18 protein-coding genes, 4 tRNA genes and 1 pseudogene are annotated in these 19,735 nt (G+C 74.2%); 13 read left to right on the top strand and 10 right to left on the bottom strand.

What is annotated here, in order from left to right:
- The first annotated feature begins 56 nt into the window (after positions 1-56).
- A complete protein-coding gene (locus DCS98_RS08180) occupies positions 57-704 on the top strand; it encodes a hypothetical protein (protein ID WP_241037367.1) in 648 nt (215 codons plus the stop codon).
- 348 nt (positions 705-1,052) lie between these two features.
- Here the strand turns inward: DCS98_RS08180 and DCS98_RS08170 are convergent, their stop codons facing one another.
- Complete coding sequence (locus DCS98_RS08170; RefSeq protein WP_116450879.1) at positions 1,053-2,279, bottom strand: hypothetical protein; 1,227 nt, start codon at positions 2,277-2,279, stop codon at positions 1,053-1,055.
- A 161-nt stretch (positions 2,280-2,440) separates the two neighbouring features.
- Between DCS98_RS08170 and DCS98_RS08165 the strand changes: the two genes are divergently transcribed.
- The 3 genes and pseudogenes from DCS98_RS08165 to DCS98_RS24065 all read left to right on the top strand — a co-directional run.
- Positions 2,441-2,836 carry an antitoxin Xre/MbcA/ParS toxin-binding domain-containing protein gene (locus DCS98_RS08165; RefSeq protein ID WP_116451124.1) on the top strand — a complete coding sequence of 132 codons (396 nt, stop codon included), beginning with the start codon at positions 2,441-2,443 and terminating at the stop codon, positions 2,834-2,836.
- A gap of 3 nt (positions 2,837-2,839) precedes the next feature.
- Positions 2,840-3,397, top strand: coding sequence for an RES domain-containing protein (locus DCS98_RS08160; protein ID WP_116450878.1), 558 nt, complete (start codon positions 2,840-2,842; stop codon positions 3,395-3,397).
- A gap of 146 nt (positions 3,398-3,543) precedes the next feature.
- Positions 3,544-4,494, top strand: a pseudogene (locus DCS98_RS24065) (tyrosine-type recombinase/integrase); the annotation flags it as partial.
- 203 nt (positions 4,495-4,697) lie between these two features.
- Here DCS98_RS24065 and DCS98_RS08145 read toward each other — a convergent pair.
- Together DCS98_RS08145 and DCS98_RS08140 are read right to left on the bottom strand one after the other, a co-directional pair.
- Positions 4,698-4,770, bottom strand: a tRNA-Lys gene (locus DCS98_RS08145).
- Between the two features lie 55 nt (positions 4,771-4,825).
- Positions 4,826-5,704 carry a LysR family transcriptional regulator ArgP gene (locus DCS98_RS08140; protein WP_116450877.1) on the bottom strand — a complete coding sequence of 293 codons (879 nt, stop codon included), beginning with the start codon at positions 5,702-5,704 and terminating at the stop codon, positions 4,826-4,828.
- A 73-nt stretch (positions 5,705-5,777) separates the two neighbouring features.
- Between DCS98_RS08140 and DCS98_RS08135 the strand changes: the two genes are divergently transcribed.
- Positions 5,778-6,395: a LysE/ArgO family amino acid transporter gene (locus DCS98_RS08135; RefSeq protein WP_116450876.1), complete on the top strand. Its 618-nt coding sequence runs from the start codon at positions 5,778-5,780 to the stop codon at positions 6,393-6,395.
- Between the two features lie 333 nt (positions 6,396-6,728).
- On the opposite strand, the gene DCS98_RS08130 is transcribed toward DCS98_RS08135, so the two are convergent.
- Positions 6,729-7,574, bottom strand: coding sequence for a hypothetical protein (locus DCS98_RS08130; RefSeq protein WP_116450875.1), 846 nt, complete (start codon positions 7,572-7,574; stop codon positions 6,729-6,731).
- A 27-nt stretch (positions 7,575-7,601) separates the two neighbouring features.
- Positions 7,602-8,483 carry a Rieske (2Fe-2S) protein gene (locus DCS98_RS08125; protein WP_116450874.1) on the bottom strand — a complete coding sequence of 294 codons (882 nt, stop codon included), beginning with the start codon at positions 8,481-8,483 and terminating at the stop codon, positions 7,602-7,604.
- A 176-nt stretch (positions 8,484-8,659) separates the two neighbouring features.
- On the opposite strand from DCS98_RS08125, the gene DCS98_RS08120 reads away from it, so the two are divergent.
- From DCS98_RS08120 to DCS98_RS08090, 6 genes are all read left to right on the top strand, one after another.
- Positions 8,660-9,199 (top strand): GtrA family protein, encoded by a 540-nt coding sequence (locus tag DCS98_RS08120; RefSeq protein ID WP_241037365.1) that lies wholly within the window; start codon positions 8,660-8,662, stop codon positions 9,197-9,199.
- A 10-nt stretch (positions 9,200-9,209) separates the two neighbouring features.
- Positions 9,210-10,700 (top strand): metallophosphoesterase, encoded by a 1,491-nt coding sequence (locus DCS98_RS08115; protein ID WP_116451122.1) that lies wholly within the window; start codon positions 9,210-9,212, stop codon positions 10,698-10,700.
- A gap of 23 nt (positions 10,701-10,723) precedes the next feature.
- A complete protein-coding gene (locus tag DCS98_RS08105) occupies positions 10,724-11,053 on the top strand; it encodes a hypothetical protein (RefSeq protein ID WP_206340157.1) in 330 nt (109 codons plus the stop codon).
- Between the two features lie 72 nt (positions 11,054-11,125).
- Positions 11,126-11,198, top strand: a tRNA-Glu gene (locus DCS98_RS08100).
- A 24-nt stretch (positions 11,199-11,222) separates the two neighbouring features.
- A tRNA-Asp gene (locus DCS98_RS08095) sits at positions 11,223-11,296 on the top strand.
- A 23-nt stretch (positions 11,297-11,319) separates the two neighbouring features.
- A tRNA-Phe gene (locus DCS98_RS08090) sits at positions 11,320-11,393 on the top strand.
- Positions 11,394-11,449: 56 nt separating this feature from the next.
- On the opposite strand, the gene DCS98_RS08085 is transcribed toward DCS98_RS08090, so the two are convergent.
- The 4 genes from DCS98_RS08085 to DCS98_RS08070 form a co-directional block, all read right to left on the bottom strand.
- Positions 11,450-11,917, bottom strand: a complete 468-nt coding sequence (locus tag DCS98_RS08085; RefSeq protein WP_116450873.1) for a hypothetical protein — start codon at positions 11,915-11,917, stop codon at positions 11,450-11,452.
- Between the two features lie 54 nt (positions 11,918-11,971).
- Positions 11,972-13,009 carry a glycosyltransferase gene (locus DCS98_RS08080; protein ID WP_116450872.1) on the bottom strand — a complete coding sequence of 346 codons (1,038 nt, stop codon included), beginning with the start codon at positions 13,007-13,009 and terminating at the stop codon, positions 11,972-11,974.
- A gap of 160 nt (positions 13,010-13,169) precedes the next feature.
- Positions 13,170-14,855, bottom strand: coding sequence for an NAD(P)/FAD-dependent oxidoreductase (locus DCS98_RS08075; protein ID WP_164704462.1), 1,686 nt, complete (start codon positions 14,853-14,855; stop codon positions 13,170-13,172).
- Positions 14,848-15,666: a hypothetical protein gene (locus tag DCS98_RS08070; protein WP_164704461.1), complete on the bottom strand. Its 819-nt coding sequence runs from the start codon at positions 15,664-15,666 to the stop codon at positions 14,848-14,850. The genes DCS98_RS08075 and DCS98_RS08070 overlap by 8 nt, the downstream gene beginning before the upstream one ends.
- 205 nt (positions 15,667-15,871) lie before the next feature.
- On the opposite strand from DCS98_RS08070, the gene DCS98_RS08065 reads away from it, so the two are divergent.
- Positions 15,872-18,436, top strand: a complete 2,565-nt coding sequence (locus DCS98_RS08065) for a winged helix-turn-helix domain-containing protein (protein ID WP_164704460.1) — start codon at positions 15,872-15,874, stop codon at positions 18,434-18,436.
- Here the strand turns inward: DCS98_RS08065 and DCS98_RS08060 are convergent.
- Positions 18,420-19,127 (bottom strand): phosphodiesterase, encoded by a 708-nt coding sequence (locus DCS98_RS08060; RefSeq protein ID WP_241037361.1) that lies wholly within the window; start codon positions 19,125-19,127, stop codon positions 18,420-18,422. The genes DCS98_RS08065 and DCS98_RS08060 overlap by 17 nt on opposite strands.
- A 185-nt stretch (positions 19,128-19,312) precedes the next feature.
- On the opposite strand from DCS98_RS08060, the gene DCS98_RS08055 reads away from it, so the two are divergent.
- Positions 19,313-19,522 (top strand): hypothetical protein, encoded by a 210-nt coding sequence (locus DCS98_RS08055; RefSeq protein WP_116450868.1) that lies wholly within the window; start codon positions 19,313-19,315, stop codon positions 19,520-19,522.
- The last annotated feature ends 213 nt before the right edge of the window (positions 19,523-19,735 follow it).

The raw sequence follows: 19,735 nt of genomic DNA, 5'->3' as shown, positions 1-19,735 counted from the left end.
CCAGCAGCACCGGAACAGCGACGCTCCCATCACCGGAAGCAGGAGCCATGGGATGGATGGGCCCGGTCGTGAACGGCCAGGCGCACGAGGGCTGGGTCGTTCCGCTGTTCGCCGACGGCGCACAAGGCGCGGGCACCACCAGCACCCGCGGCGTGCTGATGGCCCGCCGGCCCGACGACGGGCCCCGCGACGGCGACCGGGTGCGGCTGGCCTACCGCGACGGCGGCACCGCCGAGGGCCTCTGGTCCGACGGCACGATCCTCCGCGGCGACGGGATCGTCCACTCGCACACCAGCCGCCAGGCCGCCTCGAGGTGGTCGACCAGGCGGAGGGAGTGGCGCCCGGACGCGGCGGTCGTCGGGTGGGCCGCCGACCGCACCTGCGGCTGGCGCGGCACCTGCTGGACCCGCGTACCACCGGAGCTGGCCGACCCGGCGGCGCGGCGGCTCGCCGTCACCGGCCCGTGGGCCGATCTGGACGCCGCCGACGAGCACCGGGTGATGACCGAATGGCGCCGGCACATCGCCGGATGGCAGGCCCTGGAGGAGGTGGAGCAGGCCGCCGCCCGGCAGGCTGCCGCCGCCCGCGCCCTGGATGAGGCGGTCCGCGCCGCGGTCGCCGCCGGGGCCTCGGAGGCCGATATCGGCCGGGCCACCGGCGTGACCGGCCGGTCGGCGACCGAGCGGTGGTCCGCCCGTGGCTGAGCAGGCGGCCGGCCAGCCCGGACCGAACGAGCAAACCCCGCCAAGGGCGGCGCATCCCGCTCGTCGTCGACCTCGACGGCGAGCCGCTGGCGCCGCTGCGCGCCCTGGAAGAGATCCTGCTGTGCCTGGGCACGTGGGAGGACGACGACCGGTGGGATCCGGGCACCGGCACGGAGCCGCTGCGGGTGCCGGCGCCACTGGCCGACCGGGTCGCCTTCGCCGCTGTCCAGCGCCCTCGTGCCCAAGCCAGTCCCGGGGACCCGGGTGCGGCCGGGTGCTCGCTCCGGCCGCTACGAGTACGCGCTCACCCCGCCCGCCGCTGGAGTCGACGGTGACCGCCCGTCCTGGTCACGCCACTCGCCGGCCGAGGTTGGCGCGGATGTCGGCGGCTACGTCCGAGAGATGCCGGTAGGTGTCCGTGGGCAGCCGCCAGCCGTTTCCCGCCTCGGCGAGGACGTCGTTCGCCGCCCGGGTGGACAGTGCGGCTTGCTCGGCATCCCGGGAGATCTTGTTGAGTCGCCAGCTGGGCGAGGCGGGCATGCGGTCGATCTCGGCCAGTTCGCGCTGACGTGCCCGCACGGCGTGCTCGCGCCAGCTGTTGATCATGCTGCTGGCGCCGTCCGGGCAGCAGGAGCTCTCCGGGCAGACCAGCGTGGCCCGCAGCAGCCGGTTCTCGAGCAGCTTCTGGCCATGGCTGCGGTCGAGGCTGCGGCCGAAGGCGGTGAAGTACACGTTGGCCTCTCCGCCGCCCGTGCGGGGCTTGTCGCTGGGACGCTTGCGGGCCAGCAACTGGGGATAGTGGCCGGCCTCGCCGTGCCCGGGACCGGTCTCGTAGCCGGCGGCTCCCACGCCGGTCAGGGCTGCGCCGTAGAGGCCTTGACGCCAGGACAGCACCCGCCGTCCGGCGGCGGCGTGCTGGGTGGCGGTCATCAGCGTGGCGATGGCGTCGTAGCTGGCGGCCCGCTGCTTGGACCAGGACATCGACAGCGCCACGTAGCGGGTGTTCATCTCGTCGGCGGTTGCGAGGAACGGGTCCAGCCCGGCCGCCCAGGTGGACTGGGGGCCGAACTGGTGCAGGGATGCGGCGAAGACGGGCGCGACGGGCAGGTCGATGTCTTCGCGCTCCAGATAGCGGGCGGTCCGGATCAGCAGGCTGCGGTTGACCTCCAGCCAGGCGCTGTTTCGCCGGTCGACGTAGACGTAGGGCGGAATGAGCACCGTGGCGCCCTGCTCGCGCTGGAAGCCGATCACCTGGTCGATCAGTTCGTCCTGCAGTTCGTGGTGGCCGAGGTCTGCCGGGGTCAGCTTGTCTGCGGTCGCGTACGGCAGTCGCGCCCAGCCATTGCTCGGCGACTGCTGATCGGCCAGCAGCGGGGTGAGCGGGTCGACCAAGAACGGCACCCCGGCCGCATCCGCAGTCTCCCGCAGGCCCGGCCGCTCCACCGCCACCTGCGCATCGGCAACCACGCCGGTGAGGGGCAACTCCCGCAGGGGCCACAGTCCGCTGGCGGCCGGGGCGCACAGATCCTTGACGAGCAGGTGGTCACCGCGACCGGCCCTGATCAACAGATCCATCGGTGGGTCTCCAACCACAGAGTTACCGAACTGTGACGCTTGCGGGGTGAACTCTAGCACGAACTTGACGATGTACCTACCGGTGAACAGTGAGAGTGTATAGCGTCTACCTCGCAGGCCGAACGGACCGATCGGCGCTGCCTCAGAAGGAGACCAGTCAGATGAGCCCGACCCGCACCGCCGCGGCGGCGTCCCAGCCTGCGCCGCACGATCCGGCCGGAGACTCCCCCGTCTACCGCCATGTCGTGGCCGACACGCGCCGCGCGCTCACCCTCACCGAGATCGGGGAGATCGTCGGCGCCGGAGAACGCGCAGTGCAGAAATGGGCCGCCGGCGCCGCGCGGCCCGAGGGCACCAAGCGCGACCGGCTACTGGAGCTGCAGTACGTCATCGCAGAACTCTCCGACGTCTACAAGCCCGAAGGCATCGACATCTGGCTGCACGCCCGGCAACGCGCCCTAGGCGACCGTCGCCCGATCGACGTACTCAAGGCAGGCGACTTCGAGACCGTGCTGCAACTAGTGCAGCGCCTCGCCGGCGGGCCGAAGGTTCGGTAAGGCGTGCAGCGCTCCATGGCCGAACGCGTCGCGGCCGTGCCACCGATCAGCGTGCACGGCACCTTCTACCGACACGCGGCGGTCAACCGCGACGCCTTCGCCGGCGGCGACCAGGGACGCTGGGGAGAGACGTTTCCCGTCATCTACCTCGGCCGTCCACCGGCGTCAGTCACCGCCGAGGCCTACAGGCACCTGGTCGAGGCCTACGGCATCCCCGTCGAGCTTGTGCAGCCGCGCCGCTTCTACACCGTCACCGTGGATGTCGACGCGGTGCTCGACCTCACCAACGCCCACAACCTCGCCGCCGTGGGACTCTCCGCTGCCGACCTGAGGTCCGAGGTCGACGACTACGCCGCCTGCCAGCGCATCGCCGCCGCCGCCCACCAGCTCGAGCTGCATGCCGTCCTCGCCCCCTCGGCCACCGGCCTGGGTGAGACGCTCGCGCTCTTCCGGGAACGGATCACCCTGCGGGAGATGCCGGTCGTGCGCACCGAGGAGACCTGGAACACGCTGCCGGCCGACCCGCGCCAGCTCCGCGCCGTCCCGCCCAGGCAGGCCTGACCCAAGCCACCCCATTCAGGACGGGAGTTTGCGGGAACCATGCCGCTCAGCGGCGAGCGGCATAATCATGTCCGGGATGACGAGGGCCGCCTGTTGTCAGAGGTGTCCGGCACGCTGGAGACACATACCTCGCTACGGAGGTCCTCATGGACGGCTCGATCACCCGCATCACACTCAGCGACGGCTCTACCCGCTACCGCGCTCGGTATCGCGACCCGGGCGGTCGCCAGCACGAGCGACGCTTCGCACGGAAGGTCGACGCCCAGCGCTGGCTCGACGAGGCGACCTCGGCTCTGGTCACGCAGACATGGACGGCGCCGGAGCGAGGCCGGGTCACCGTCGCCGACTGGGCCGACCGATGGCTGTCCTCGCAGACCGGGGTCAAGCCGAGCACCCTCTACCGGTACGGGAACCTGCTGCGGACCCACGTGCTGCCGTCGTGGGGTCGGCACCGGCTCGTCGACGTCACCCACGCCGACGTCGCCGTGTGGGTGGCTGGGCTACTGACGCAGGGGTCCGCCCCGGGCACGGTCCGCCAGGCCCACCGCGTCTTCTCACTCCTCCTGGGCCTCGCCGTCCGCGACGGGCGCATTCCCCGCAACCCGGCCGAGCGCGTACCCCTGCCACGAGTGACGCGGCAGGAGCCGCGGTTCCTCACCCATGACGAGGTCGAGCGGCTCGCCGACGCGGCGAATGAGGACGGGGACGTCATCCGATTGCTCGCCTACACCGGACTGCGCTTCGGCGAGATGGCCGCCCTGCGGGTGCGCCGGATCGACTTCCTCCGGCGCCGACTCACCATCGCCGAAGCGGTCACCGAGGTCGGCGGGCGGCTGGAGTTCGGCACACCGAAGACCCATCAGCGGCGGACCGTGCCCCTGCCCGCGACCCTCGCCGAGTCCCTGGCCCGCCACTGCGCGGGCAAGCAGGGCGACGACCTGCTGATGGCCACGGCCAGCGGCACGGTGCTGCGGCTGCGGAACTGGCGTCGGGCTGTCTTCGATCCGGCGGTCCGGACGGCCGGGCTGAGCGACGTCACCCCGCACGACCTGCGGCACACCGCCGCCTCTCTCGCGGTCGCCAGCGGCGCGACCGTCAAGAGCGTCCAGCGGATGCTCGGGCACGCCTCGGCGGCCATGACGCTGGACGTGTACTCCGGCCTGTTCGACGACGACCTGACCGCGTTGGCCGACCGGATGGACGCCGCCGCGCGGGCAGCCGCGGACGCGCGTGTGGGCGCCGTGTGGGCGCGACCACCAGCCGAGACTCGCGGGATAGGTAAACGTGCAGGCCAGCGCGGTGGGCCCCGTGGGGATCGAACCCACAACCCGCGGATTAAAAGTCCGCTGCTCTGCCAGTTGAGCTAGAGGCCCGGCGGGCCTGCGGCCCGGTGCGAGGCTACCGCCGGGACCGCCCTGCTCCTGGCGCTCAGGTCCGCAGGGAGGCACGTGCGGCGCGGACCAGCGCATCCGCCACCCGGTCGAGCGGCGCGGACTCCAGCCGCCACTGCTGCCAGTACAGGAGGACGTCGACCGCGCCGTCCGGGTCGAAGGCGGCGACCGGGCCCGGCCCCTCCGTCAGCTGGAGCTCAGGCAGCATCCCCCAGCCGAAGCCCAGCGCCACCGCCGACAGGAAGTCCGCCGACGACGGGATGTAGTGCAGCGGCACCTCGGCCACCGACGTCAGGTGCCGTCTCAGGTAGGCGTGCTGCAGGTCGTCGCGGCGGTCGAACACCACCACCGGTGCCCGGTGCAGCGCCGCCGCGTCGGGGCCGTCCGGGAACCACCGCTCCACGAAGGCGGGCGCTGCGCAGGGCAGGTACCGCATCCGCCCCAACGGCGTCACCCGGCAACCCGCTACCGGCTCCGCGTCGGAGGTGACCGCGCCCATCACCGTGCCGGCCCGCAGCAGCTCGCTGGTGTGGCTCTGGTCGGAGCTGTGCAAGTCGAAGCGCAGCTCGCCCGCCAGCGGGGCGAGCGCCGGCAGCGCCCACGTCGCCAGCGAGTCGGCGTTCACCGCGATCGGCACGACCGGCGCACGGCCGGCGTCCGCGGCATCCAGGTGCCGGCCGGCGTCCTCGACGAGCAGGCCGACCTGGCGGGCGAGCCGCAGCACCGGCTCGCCGGCCGCCGTGACCGTCGCCGGCCGGCCGCGCTGCACCAGCACCCGGCCGGTCGCCACCTCCAGCGCTCGCAGCCGCTGCGACACCGCCGACGGCGTTACGTGCAGCCGCCGCGCGGCCGCCTCGAGGGTGCCCTCGTCGATCACCGCGACGAGCGTCCGCAGCTGCGCCAGCTCCACGTCCATCGACAGCGATGCTAATGCCGGTGAAGAAACCGTAGCTGGACTGTCGGAGCAGCCGTTCCTAGCGTCAGCAGGCATGACGACGGGACTGCTCGCCGCGACGGCCGGCCTCGGGCTGGGGCTCTCGCTGATCGTGGCCATCGGGGCGCAGAACGCCTTCGTCCTCCGGCAGGGACTGCGCCTCGAGCACGTGACGGCCGTCGTCGTCATCTGCGCGGTGTCCGACGCGGTGCTGATCCTCGCCGGCGTCGCAGGCAACTCCTGGCTGAGCACCCGCCTGCCCGACGCGATCACCGCCATCCGCCTCGCCGGCGCTGCCTTCCTGCTCGGGTACGCCGTCCTGGCCGCGCGCCGCGCCCTGCGCCCCGCGTCCATCGCCGTCGAGACCGGCGGCCTGCGCACCGGGCTGGTGGCGACGGTCGTGACCTGCCTGGCCCTCACCTGGCTCAACCCGCACGTGTACCTCGACACCGTGCTGCTGCTCGGGTCCGTCGCCGACAGCCGTGGCGGCAGCCGCTGGTGGTTCGCCGCGGGTGCCGCCGTCGGCAGCCTGATCTGGTTCAGCGCCCTCGGCTACGGCGCGCGCCTGCTGCGGCCGCTGTTCGCGCGGCCGTCGGCCTGGCGCGTGCTCGACGCGCTGATCGCCGTCGTCATGGCCGCGCTCGGCGTGGGTCTGCTCGCTTCCGCTCTGTAGCCGTCAGAGGACGTCGAAGACCAGCAGCACGACCAGCGTCAGCACCGCCGAGACCAGGAGCGACCCGAGGCAGCCGAGCCGGCTGGAGAAGAGGAAGAACACCCCCGGCCGGTGCCCACGCACGCCTCCCGGCGAACGAGGGTGGGTGTGCGCTCGGTCACCGCGATCGCGCGCATTGCACCCGTTCAGGGGATGTCACGCGAAGGCGGCGACTACGTACCGTCATCACCGCTGCTTCCGCCGGTGCGACCGGCGGCTTCGACCCCGGCCCGGCTGACCCGTTCCCCCCGGGGCGGCCGGGCCGGCTTCTCCTCCGCCTCGCCGCCCGGAGCCTCAGCGCCCGACGGCGCAGACCCGCTGCACGAGGGCCGCCAACCCGTCCTTCGCCGCCTGGTCGAGCCGCAGGTCCATGTTCACCGGCTCGTCGTCCCCGACCTGCACGGTCAGCGGGAAGACGTAGGGCTTCTTGGTCTCCGACAGCACGTGCGGGTCACAGGTCGCCGGCGTGAAGGACACGTCAGTCCGGGCGTTCGACGCGCCCTCGCGCAGCTCCAACGGCAGTCCGTCCGCGCTCGCCTCGACCAGGACGCTGCGGTTCAGCGTGGTCACCACGACGGGCTCGTCGCCCTGCCGCCGGGTGAGGGTCAGCGACCCCGCGAGCGCGTCGCCGTCGTCGGCCAGGTCGGTGACGGCGACGTCCACCGTCTCGGTCACCGCCTCGACGGCGCACTCCTCGTCGTGGATCAGCTGGAGGACGTCCGCCGACAGCGGCGCGTGCACCGTCTCTTCCCCGCCACCGGGGCGGACGACGGTCAGCCGCGCCGCGGCCGGAAGGGGCTGCGCGTCGCAGACCGGCGTGCCGTAGGGGGCGGGCAGGTCGATGACCCGCCCCGGCTCGAACTCCGCCGTCTCGACGGTGGGCGGGAGGGCGGCGAAGCCCGGCGAGTCCAGCGCGACCGAGGTGACGGTGAACTGCTCGGACGCGGTGATGCGCACCTGGACGCGGCCGCCCACGGCCTCGTCGGTGCGCAGCCGCACCGCCTCTGCCTCCAGGCCCGGCACGGCCGGGACGGCGTCGGCCGAAGGGGCCGACGACGACGGGGGAGCGGCCGACGGCGACGACGTCGTCCCGCAGGCAGCGGTCAGCGCCACCAGCAGTGCGACCGCCGTCCGCCTCACGTGCGGAGCGTAGGCCTCCGGAGCGGCCTACCGGTTGCGCCCCGGCAGCCGCGCCATCACCCGGCCGGCCTCCATGCGCACCTCGAGCTTCTCCTGCGGGTTCGCGGCCGGCCCGCGGCGGGGCGAGCCGTCGTCCAGGTCGAACGCCGAGCCGTGCCACGGGCAGACCAGGCACTCCTGCCCCCGCACCTCCTCGACGCGGCCCTCGTGCAGCGGCCCGGCCAGGTGCGAGCAGGCTCCGATGAAGACGTCGACCCGGGCGCCGCGCCGGACGGCGGCCAGCGGGACGGCGACGCTGCTGCCCTTGCCCGTGCGCAGCGCCGGACGCCCCTCGGGCAGGTCGTCGAGCGGACCGAGGTCGATCCAGTCGGTGGTGAGCGCCCGGGCAGCGGTCGCCGCGTGCGACGCCCCCGAGGCCTGGGCGTAGGACATGTGGCCCCCGACCGCCGCCGAACCGGTCGCGATGCCGAGCCCGGCGTAGGACAGCACCCGCCCCAGCCCGCCCCGGCCGTTGCGGCGGGCGGCCAGGGAGCCGACGTACAGGCCGAGCGCAGCGACGTTGGCCACCGCGTGCAGCGCGCCCAGCCGCCGCACCCCGGCGTCCTGCTCCGACCAGTCCGCGGCGCCGGTCAGCGCGGCCGGGACCGCCGCGGTGACGCCGGTCGCGATCATGACCGTCGCGGCCGGGCGGAGCGCGGGGACGGCGTCGAGGACGCCCGCCGACACCCAGCTGCCGACCGGCACCTGCACGAGGACGGGGTGGAGGGAGTGCCCGAGCCACGTGCCGTGCAGCAGATCCTTGAAGGCCTGGGGACGCAGCGCGGCGTTGACCGCCTTGCGCGCCGGCTCGATGACCTTGTCGAAACTCTGGACGTCGGCAACGCGGTCGAGGATCCCCATGAGGCTCATGGGCGCTCCCCTACCCCCGCTCGCGGCCGGTGACGCCCCTCGATCCGAGGCGGTCGGCGGCCGATCGTGATGGAACAGACAGGTGAGTGTCAGGGTGAGCAGGCATGTTTTCGCGTGACAAGGGTTAGGCGGAAGAGGAGCCTTGACCCAGCTCGCCCCGAACCGAGAGGACCGTCGTGACCTGCCCGTCCCTGCTGCGCCGCCGGCCGGAGGACACCGAACCCCACGGTGACCTCCCGCACGAGCACGCGCACACGGCCGGAGAGGTGGCGCACGACGTCGCGCACGCCGTGTCGGAGCAGGTCCGCCGCGAGGACACGCTCGGGCAGTTCCTCCGCTTCGTGCTCGTCGGCGGTTCGTCCACGGCCGTCTACGCGCTGCTGTTCCTCGGCCTCGAGGGCTTCGGCTACCTGACCGCGCACATCATCGCCACGGTCGCCTCCTCCGTGCTGGCCAACGAGATGCACCGCCGGCTCACCTTCCGCGCCGACGAGCGGGTCGGCTGGCTGGCCGCGCAGATCGAGGCGGGCGGGGTGTCGCTGTTCGGCCTGGTGACGACCAGCGTCGCGCTCGGCTGGCTCGACTCGGCCGCCGGGTCGGCCCACCCCGCGCTGCAGATCAGCCTGGTCGCGGCGGTCACGGGGCTGATCGGGCTCATCCGCTTCGCGGCGCTCCGCTGGATCTTCCGTCCGACGGGAGCCGTCCCCGCTCAGTAACGTGGGCGCGGTGAGCGACCCCACCGCGCCCACCCCCTCACCCTGGGCCGGTCGTGCCCGGGTGGCGGGGCGCTGGACGCTGCGCGTGGCGATCGCCCTCACCGGCGCGATGATCGCGGTGGCCCTCTTCGGCCGGATCTCCGCCCCCATCGGCCCGTTCGACGCGACCCTGGCCTTCCGGCCGGCCGGCGGTGGCGCGACCGTCGCCGTCCCCCCGCTGGGGTCGATCGCGGTCGAGGTCTACGACGGTCCGCTCCGCCTGGACGTCGCGCTCCAGCGCGTGGACCAGGAGCGCGCCCAGCGGCTGGCCAGCGACCCGGTCCGGCTCGCGGGGGTCGTCGACCAGGTGACCGACGACCTGCGCTCGGCCGTCGTCCGCCTGGTGTGGACCACGGCGGGACTCGCCCTGGCGGGGGCGGCGCTCACCAGCTTCGCCCTCACCCGGCGTCGCAAGGAACCGCTGATCGCCGCGGGGATCACCACCGTCGTGCTCCTGGGCACCGGCGGCCTGGGCGCGGCGACCTGGCGGCCCGAGGCGATCTCCCAGCCCAGCTACACCGGCCTGCTGGTGAACGCGACCAGCGTCATCGGCGACGCCGCGGACATCGCCGCCCGCTTCGATGCCTACCGCGCCTCGCTGGAGGACATCGTCGGCAACGTCGGCACGTTGTACTCCGCCGTCTCCGCGCTGCCCGCGCCCAGCGGCGACGGCGAGACGGTGGCGCTGCTGCACGTGTCCGACCTGCACCTCAACCCGGCGGGGTTCGACCTGGTGTCGCAGGTGGTCGACCAGTTCGGCGTCGACGGCGTGCTCGACACCGGGGACATCACCGACTGGGGCAGCGAGCCCGAGAACCGGCTGATCACGTCCGTGGGGACCCTCGGCGTGCCCTACGTCTACATCCGCGGCAACCACGACTCCGCGACGACGGCGGCACTGGTCGCCGCCCAGCCGAACGCGGTCGTGCTCGACAGGTCCTCGACCACCGTCGCCGGCCTGGTGATCGCCGGCATCCCCGACCCGCGGTTCACCCCCGACAAGAGCACCGGCGACGACGACGCGGGCGACGAGGTGCTCTACGAGTCCGGCGAGGAGCTCCTCGACTACGTCGAGACCCTGCCCGAGCCCCCGGCGATCACGATGGTCCACGACCCGAAGCAGGGCCGCCCCCTGGACGGCGACGTCCCGCTCGTGCTGGCCGGCCACACGCACGACCGGAAGGTGGCCTCCTTCGACGAGGGCACGCTGCTGATGGTGGAGGGGTCCACCGGCGGCGCCGGGCTGCGCGGGCTCCAAGGCGAGTTCCCCGAGCCGCTCACCTGCACCGTGCTCTACCTCGACGCCGAGACCGGGCGCCTCCAGGCCTACGACGAGATCACCCTGGGCGGCCTGGGCGAGACCGAGGTGACCATCCAGCGACGCTTCCCGCCGCCACCGGAGGAGAACCCCGACGAGGCGTCCGTCGACGTCCCGGCCGCGCCCGCGTCCCCGTCGGACTGACCCCGCGCACCTAGGCTCGGGCCATGCCCCTCACGTCGACGGCCTCCCGGATCGCGGCACCGCTGCTGGCGGGAGCCCTGCTCGTGCCGTTGTCCGCATGCTCCTTCACCTCCAACGGCGTCAGCTGCTCGACGAGCGGCTGCACCGTGACGCTGTCCGGTGACGGTGCCGAGGCCGACGTCCTCGGCACGACCCTCAGGTTCGGCGGCGTCCAGGACGGTCGCGCGTCGCTCGGCGTGGGCGACGCCAGCGTCTCCTGCGCCGAGGGCGAGAGCGTCACCGCCGGCCCCCTCGAGCTCGAGTGCTCCAGCGTCACCGACGACTCCGTGGAGCTGCGGGCCTCCCTCGGGTGAGGCCGCTCCGGCCCCGGCGCGGAGGGCACGGGAGGGCCATGTATTGTTTCTCCCGCCCCCGGCGAACTACGAGCCCCCATCGTCTAGTGGTCCAGGACGCCGCCCTTTCAAGGCGGTAGCACGGGTTCGAACCCCGTTGGGGGCACGCACGAGAAGCACGACCAAGCAAGGCCCTGTAGCGCAGTTGGTTAGCGCGCCGCCCTGTCACGGCGGAGGTCGCGGGTTCGAGTCCCGTCAGGGTCGCTCTCCGGTGGAGACACCGGGAGGGGCAGGTAGCTCAGTCGGTACGAGCGCTCGCCTGAAAAGCGAGAGGTCGGCGGTTCGACCCCGCCCCTGCCCACACTGAACGGTCCGATGCCTCGTGGCCGGCTGGTCCCGCCGACCGGCCTCCGATGATCACAGGAACGGCTCCTCGAAGCCGGGCAGGTCCCGCATCCTCGTAGCTCCGACGAGGAGCTGGGACCCGTGTTCGCCGTCCGGAAGCACACCGATGCGGACATCGCTGACCAGTCGGGTCACCTCTGCGGCGATGATGTCGACGAACACCTTCAGCAGCTCGCGCTCCGTACGAGCGTCCGTGTCCATGTGGATGACGACGTACCGGTCGCCCACCCCGACGCTGACGTACGCGGGTGTGTAGTGGTTCCAGGTCATGTCCGGACGTGCGCCCACGTGTTCGAAGGCGCCGTCGATGTCGACGACGACGAGTCGGCGGTACAGCTCCGTGAGGACCTGCACGAGAGATTCTTCGGGCCACGGCTCGGCGGTCACCACGAGGAAGGTGGGATCCACGCCGTCATCGAAGGGCTCGGTCCCGTTGCCGAGCACGTAGTCCCGGAGCTCAGCATCGACGATCACGGCCATGCACCCTGCCTATCAGGCTGATCCTCCGGCTCGCGCCTCCGTCACCCCTCGGGGTCACACCCAGGTGCGGTCGGCGGCCACCTGCGCGTAGACGTCGGCGTGCACCTGCCGGATCGCCGTCCGCTGCTCGTCCCGCCACTGCCGGTCGGCCGGCCGCGACATCGGCCGGGCCAGCGCGGCACCGATCGCGGCGGTGAGGGAGACCGGGTCCAGGCGGCCCTGCTCGTGGTTGCCGAAGGACACGACGTCCGACCACTGGTCGGCGAACCAGCCGCAGCTCGGCGCCACGACCCGGGTGCCGACGTCGCGGCAGACCTCCAGCTCGCGTGAGTGGCTGCCGCAGGCCTCGGCCAGCACGGCGACGTGCAGCTGCTGCAGCTGCGCCGGCCGGTCCTCGGCGGAGTGGACGACCAGCTCGAGGTCGCCCGCGGCGGCCAGCTTGCGCACCGCGCTGCCGATCCACGGCTCGTCGACCGCGTCGACCAGCACCCGCAACCGCCCGCCACCGGACACCGCGCCCGAGAGCGCCGCCCGCACGAGCGCGCCGGGGTCGGGGACGGCGGACGAGATCCGCCCCAGCCTCAGCCCCACCAGCCCTCGCTCCGAGCCGAGCTCGGGATCCGGGATCGCCACCGACGGGTGCGCCACCACGATCGCCGTCCGGCCGAAGCGCTCGGCGATCTCGTCGGCCGCTCCACGGGTGAGGGTGAAGACCACCTCCGCCGTCGACAGCACGGCCTCGAGGTGGGCGTCCACCGCGGGGTCGCGGGGGCAGCCTGTTCCGGCGCCGACCCGGTGCACGGTGACCACCAGGGGGATCCCCAGCCGCCGCACCGTCTCCGCCCAGCACTGCACGGCCATGGCGGCCACGTCGGCCGCCCCGGTGTGCAGGTGGAGCACGTCGACCTCCGCGGCGTGCTCGGTGAGGAAGGTGACGTCGAGCCAGGGGCTCAGCTCGCCCGAGGACCCGACCCGGACGACGTCCGGCGGCAGGACGGCGTCGACGTACGGGTTGCCGAACGGGATGGTGGCCACGCGGACGGGACCGCCCCGGCGGGACGGCCCCCCGGTTTCCGGGGGGTCGGTGGACATCTCGGCGATCGGCTCCTCGTGCGATCGAGCACTGCGGCAGCACGTGCTGCGCGGCGGTGTCAGCGCCCGGCCACGATCGTTCGAGCCGGTCCGTCCGCCCTACCCCGTCATCTGGCGGCCAACCCGTGAGCAACTCCATCGGGTGAGCGGGAACCCACTCTCAGCTTCGGACGTCCGCCGTGGCGGCGCGGTGCGCATGCACGAGCGTGATCGCCAGGGCGCCCTCCCCCACCGCCGAGGCCACCCGCTTCACCGATCCCGACCGCACGTCGCCGGCGGCGAAGACCCCCGGCAGGCTGGTCTCCAGCAGTGCCGGCGGCCGCTCGAGCGGCCACGCCGGGGACGCGTCGTCGCCCAGCAACTGCGAGCCGGTGAGCAGGAACCCCCAGCGATCGCGCGCCAGCGTGCCCGCCAGCCAGCCGGTCCGCGGCTCGCTGCCGATCAGCACGAACAGGACCCCGGGCTCGACGGTCTCCTCGCCGCTGTCCAGGTCCCGGATCGTCACCGTCTCCAGGAAGTCCCCGCCGGCCCCGCCCACGACCTGCACGCGCGGGCGCACGTCGACGTTCGGCAGGGCGTCGAGCTCGCGGATCAGGTAGTCCGACATGGTCTCGACCAGCGAGGCGCGCCGGATGAGCACGGTGACCCGGTCGGCGTAGCGCGAGAGGTGGACGGCCGCCTGCCCGGCGGAGTTGCCGCCGCCGACCACGAACACGTGGCGGCCGCGCATCGCCGGCGCCTCGCTCACCGCCGCCCCGTAGAAGACCCCGCGCCCGGTGAGGGCCTCCAGCTCGGGCACCCCGATCCGGCGCCAGCTGGCGCCGGTGGCCACGACGACGGCCCGGGTGAGCACGGAGGCGCCGTCGCTCAGGGTCATCCGCAGCAGGTCGCCCTCGGGCGCGATGGCCTGCGCCGAGCGCATGAAGTGGAACGTGCTGCCGAAGGCCCAGGCCTGCAGGTAGGCGCTGAAGGCCAACCGGTTCCCGCTGATCCCGGTCGGGAAGCCGGGGTAGTTGCGGATCAGCGAGCTCGTGCCCGCCTGCCCGCCCACGGCCTCCGGCTCGAGCACCAGGGTCCGGAGCCCCTCGGAGGCCGCGTACACGCTGGCGCCCAGCCCGGCCGGCCCGGAACCGGCGATCACCAGGTCGAAGACCGCGTCGGTGTCCAACGGCGTGAGCAGGCCGAACGCGTCGGCGATCTCGAGGTCGCTGGGGTCCTCCAGCACCGGACGCTCGGGCCGGAAGCGCAGCTGGACCACCGGCAGCCGGGGGTTCTCCAGCTTCAGGCCGGCGAGCACGGCGGCGCCGTCGGCGGAACCGGCGTCGTAGAAGCCGAGCGGGATGCGGTTGCGGGTGAACGTGTCGCGCAGGTGCTGGGCGCGCTCGGACCAGCGGTCGCCGATCATCCGGACGGCCTCGAAGCCGCCCCCCTGCCGGGCCGACCACTCCTCGAGGATCTCGGTCATCGCGCTGTGGAACTCCTCGTCGCCCACCACCTCCGGCACGTAGGACCAGCGGTCGAGCTGACCGAGCGTGAGCGCCTCGAAGATCGGCCGGGCGGTGTCGAAGTCGCCCCACCGCACCACCGCCACCGCGATCGCGCCGGGGTGCTCGCGGTGCACCGAGCGCAGCACCTCCAGGCCGTCCGGGTCGGCGCCACCCAGCCCGCCGAGCAGGGCCGCGACCGGCAACCCCTCGGGCAGCCGGGCGGCGACGTCGTCGGGCACCGAGCAGCCGACGACGGCGTAGTCGCGGCCGTAGCGGCGCTCCAGCTCGGCACCGAGCGCGGCGCGCGCCGCGTCGTCCCGGGTGAGGACGACGAGCGCCGCCTTCTGCTCCTCAGCCATGACGCCGGCTCGCCGCAGGTGCCGCACGCCACCCGGCTGCGCCGGTGAGGACCACGGCGGCGGCCATGCCGACGAAGATCCAGGCCGGCGCCTCGTCCCAGTCCAGCGTGTCGGGGAAGCGGGCGACCGCGACCAGGACCAGCGCGCCGAACACCGTGTAGGCGATGGCCGCGGTGCGCAGCCGGCGGAGGTCGCCGCCCAGCGCCGCCAGCGCCGTCGCCAGGCCGAAGGCGAGCAGCCAGGCCGCCACGACCCGCGCGGTGAAGGGCGGCATGTCCCACGGCCACACCCAGGTGGCCGTCGCGGGGTCGAGGTAGATCAGCGCCCCGACGACGAGCAGGACGGCGGACTCGACCGCCAGCGCGAAGCGCAGCACGACCGGGACCGGGTGGGTCGGCTCCGGGTCCTCACCGGGCGCCCGCTCCTGGTGCACCAGCAGCACGGCCATGGCGACGGGGATGACGACGTAGACGGCCAGCCAGAACCAGGCGGCGCCCTTGGCCAGCGCGCCCAGGTCGCCGAAGTCGTCGTCGAAGTGCATGCGGTTGATGTGCAGCAGCGTCGCGACCAGGGTCAGGACGACGAAGACGAAGATCGTCAGCACCGCCACCCGGCTGTGCGCCCACACCGGGTCCCGCAGCGACAGGACGACGAGGACGAAGCCGGCCGCGTAGCCGGCGCCGATGAACGCCGCGGTCAGGGGCGGGTCGATCGTCCAGGCGAAGGTCTCGGCGGTGTTCTCGGCCAGCACGTACAGCGCGCCGGTCGCGAGCGCGGTGAGCACGGCGAAGGACGCGAGGAGCGCCCGCATCCCCGGGTGCACCGGACGGTGACCAGGCGGTGCCGACGTCGTCGATGGGGCAGGGTTCACCTGGACCTCCCGAGCACATCGGGCCCCCGTGCACGGTTGTCGACCAGAACGATCGAACCACCGCCGTCGCCGCCTGTCACCGCCTTTCCGGCCCCTGCCGGGATCCCTAGACTCCCCGGCACGGTCGGCGTCGACGGGAGGCCTCGTGGCCGCAGACACCCGCGCGTCCGGCGACGCCCCGGAACCGATCGCCACGCCCGACCGCCGGCTGCGCGTCTTCGTCTCCTCGACCCTCGAGGAGCTGGCCGCCGAGCGGGCGGCTGTCCGCGCCGCGGTCCGCCGGCTGCACCTGACCCCGGTGATGTTCGACCTGGGCGCGCGGGCCCACCCACCCCGCGAGCTGTACCGCGCCTACCTCGAGCAGAGCGACGTCTTCGTGGGCATCTACGGCGAGCGGTACGGCTGGATCGCCCCCGACATGGGGATCTCCGGCCTGGAGGACGAGTACGAGCTGTCGGGCGGACGACCGCGGCTGCTCTACGTCCGCCGCCACGCCCCCGGCCGCGAACCGCGCCTGGAGGGCCTCATCGCCCGGATCCAGGCGGAGAGCGGCGCCTCCACGACTCCCTACGACGATCCCGACGACCTCGGCGAGCGGGTGGCCGACGACCTCGCCGTCCTCATGACCGAGCGGTTCGCGGCGCCCGCGGCGCCGTCGCTGCCCGGGCTGGCCGCGGGCTGGCTCCCGGTGCCGGCCACGCCGCTGGTCGACCGCCGCGACGAGCTGGCCCTCGTCACCGGTCTGCTGCGCGATCCCGCCGTTCGGCTGGTGACGGTGAGCGGGCCGGGCGGCATCGGGAAGTCGCGGCTGGCGATCGAGGCCGCGCAGGAGCTGACCGCCGAGCGGGACGCGGTGTGGCTGGTGGACCTGCAGTCGGTCCGGGACCCTCGCGACGTCGCCGGGACCATCGCGGCCGCCCTGGGCGTCGAGGCCGAGGGACGGCGACCGGTGCTCGACGTCGTCGCCGACCGGCTCGCCGGGCGCCGGGTGCTGCTGCTCCTCGACAACCTCGAGCAGGTCCTGGACGCCGCCCAGGAACTCGGCGTCCTGCTCTCCCGCTGCCCCCGGACGCAGCTGCTGGCGACCAGCCGCAGCCTGCTGCGGCTGCGCGGGGAGCACGACGTCCCCCTCGGCCCGCTGGCGGTGTCCGGCGGCGGGACGAGCCCGGCGGTGCAGCTGTTCACCGAGCGCGCCCGCCAGGCCGACCCCGGATTCCGCCTCGAGGGCTCCGCGGACGCCGTCGCCGAGCTGGTGCGCCGGCTGGACGGGCTGCCGCTGGCCATCGAGCTCGTGGCCGCGCGCGTGCGCACGATGCCGCCGGCGCTGCTGCTGCGCCGCCTCGACCGGGCGCTCGACATGCGTGCGGCGGAGGTCGACGTCCCCGACCGGCAGCGCACCCTGCGCGCCACCGTGGCCTGGAGCCACGACCTCCTCGACGACGACGCCCGGGCGCTGCTCGCCCGGCTGTCGGTGTGCCCCACCGGCGCCACCATCGACACCGCGGAGGCGGTCGGCGTGGTGGACGACGACCTCGACGTCCCGGAGGTGCTCTCCGCACTGGTCGGGCACAGCCTGGTCATGCCGTCGGACACCGGGGAGGGCGAGCCCCGCTTCCGGATGCTCGAGGTGGTGCGGGCGTTCGCGGCGGAGCGGCTGCGGGAGCGGGGCGATGAGGAGGCCACGCGCGAGCGCTGGGCGCGGCACCTCGCGACGGTCAGCGCCGCCGCAGGGGCCGGGCTGGCCGGCCCCGACCGGGCGATCTGGCTGGCGCGGCTGGACGCGGAGACCACCGACCTCCAGGAGGCCGTCCGCTGGGCGGTGACCACCGACCGGGCCGAGCTCGCCGTCGCCCTCACCGCCCCCCTCGCGCGCTGGTGGTGGGCGCGGGGCCTGCTGGTCCCGATGGCCGCCGTCGCGGAGGAGACCGCCCGGCTGCCGTCGGCCGCCGGCCTGCGTCCGGAGTCCGCGGCCCTCCTCCGGTGGGCGCGCGGGACGATGCACATCGCCCTCGGCCGGCTGGACGACGCGGCGCCGCTGCTCCAGGAGGTGGTCGAGGACGCCCGCGAGCGCGGCGACCCGTGGCTGCTCGGCCTCGGGCTGGTCGGGGAGGCGATGACGCGCACCGCCGAGGACCCGGCGCTGCCCGCGCTCTACGACGAGGCGGTGCAGGCGCTGCGACGCAGCGGCGACACCTGGTCGGTGGCCTTCGCCCTGGTGCCGCACGGCGACGTCGCCCTGCTCGCCGGGGACGTGTCCGCGGCCGTCCGCGCGCACGAGGAGGCTCTCGGGCTCGCGCGGGAGCTCGACGACGACCACCTGACCGCGACACTCCTCGACCAGCTCGGGCTGGACGCGCTCATGTCCGGTGACGTGGCGGCCGCCCGGGCACACCTGGCCGAGGCGGCGGCCCTGCACCGCGCGGGCCAGGACCGCGAGGGGCTGGCCTACTGCCTGGACGGCCTGGCCGCCCTCGCCCTGCTCACCGGGGACGCCGCCGCGGCCGCCCGCCTGTGCGGCGCGGCCGACGCCGTCCGGACGGAACTGGGCGTCGCGGTCTGGCCGATGCTGCGCCCGCTCCTGGTCCAGCTGGGTGACGGGATCCGCAGCGCGCTCGGCGACGCCGGTGACCGGGCGGCCCGCGCCGCCGGGGCCGCGGCCGACCCCTGGGCGCTGCTCGACGAGGCACTCGTCGTCACGCCGACCGCGTAGCGCTCCGCTCGGCCCTCGCGCGGGCGTAGGCCGGTGCCCGGAACCGGGCCATCGGGCCGTCGGGCGTCAGGCCGGGCGGCGGGTTCCGCACCGCGTCGAAGCGGATGTCGGGGTCGAGCGAGGGCAGCGGGCGGGTGAGGCAGAGCCGCGCGAAGGGCCGCCACGGGCCGAGGCCGACGGCCACGGCGACGGCGAACCGGAGACCGTCCCGGGAGACGGCCTCGGCGAGGGGGTGCGGGTCGGAGGGCACGGAGTCGGCCTCCGGGAACGCGGCCAGGCGCACCGACCCGGCGGCCGAGCGGTAGCCCATGATCGAGGTGTAGACGGCGGCGGTGTCGCTGCGCAGAACCGGGACCAGCCGGCTCAGCGGGCCCCGCCCCGTCGTGGTGAGGAGCAGGTCCACCGGGCTCCCGTTCCCCGGCAGCCGGACGGCCAGCCCCAGCAGGTCCGGCAGCGGAGCGGGCAGGCCCGCCCCCCGGGACATCCGCACCACGACCGGGTCGCTGCTCCGGGCGTCCAGCCACGGGACCCCCAGGTCGCCGCCCTGCCGCTCCAGGACCGCGTCGAACACCGCGCCGCGTGGGTGCATCGGCTTGCCGCCCCGCCACCGGGCGATGGCCCCCAGGGGAACCGCCACCAGCCGCCCGGCGGCGCCGGTCACCGCTCCCGCCACCCGTTCCACCGCTCGCACCGCGCCGTCCTACCCAGGCCGGCCGCACCGGCACACCGACGACCCGGCGCTGTGGGGATCTGCCCGTGCAAGCGGTGCGCTTGCCGCGTCAAGCGGCGAAGTGTGTCAACCTTCCGGCGATCTTCGGTGAGATCTTCCCGAGTCGACCGCCTGACACGGATCGGTCCGGCGCATACCTTCTGCACATGCTCTCCACGCTCCTGGTCATCGGCGGCGTCCTCGTCGGGATGCTCGTCCTCCTCGCCCTGATCGTGAGCCTGAGCGCCCGCCCGCAGACCCGTACGACCGGCACGCCCGCGCCGGCCCGGACCTGGGTCGCCGACGCGGGTCGTCCGCACCCCGACGCGTGGTCGCCGCTGTCGACCACCACGAGCGAGCTGCCGGCGGTCCGCTGACCCCCTGAGCCCCGGCGTCCCGGCGGCTGCGGTCGCGCGCCGCCGGGACAGCCCGGCTGCCTCACGCAGAGTCCGGGGGTCGACCCGCTGCGTCACCCCGCGACAGATCGCGGACCGGGCGCCGCCCGACACGCCGTCCCGTTCGGTCTCGATGCGGCATACGGCCTGTTCGCCGAACCTCTCCGGGGTCCACGATGTCGGCACGTTGCAGGC

The sequence above is a fragment of the Blastococcus litoris genome (assembly GCF_003075095.1).
Taxonomy (GTDB): Bacteria; Actinomycetota; Actinomycetes; order Mycobacteriales; family Geodermatophilaceae; genus Blastococcus_B; species Blastococcus_B litoris.
This window is presented reverse-complemented; position numbering and strand designations above follow the sequence as displayed.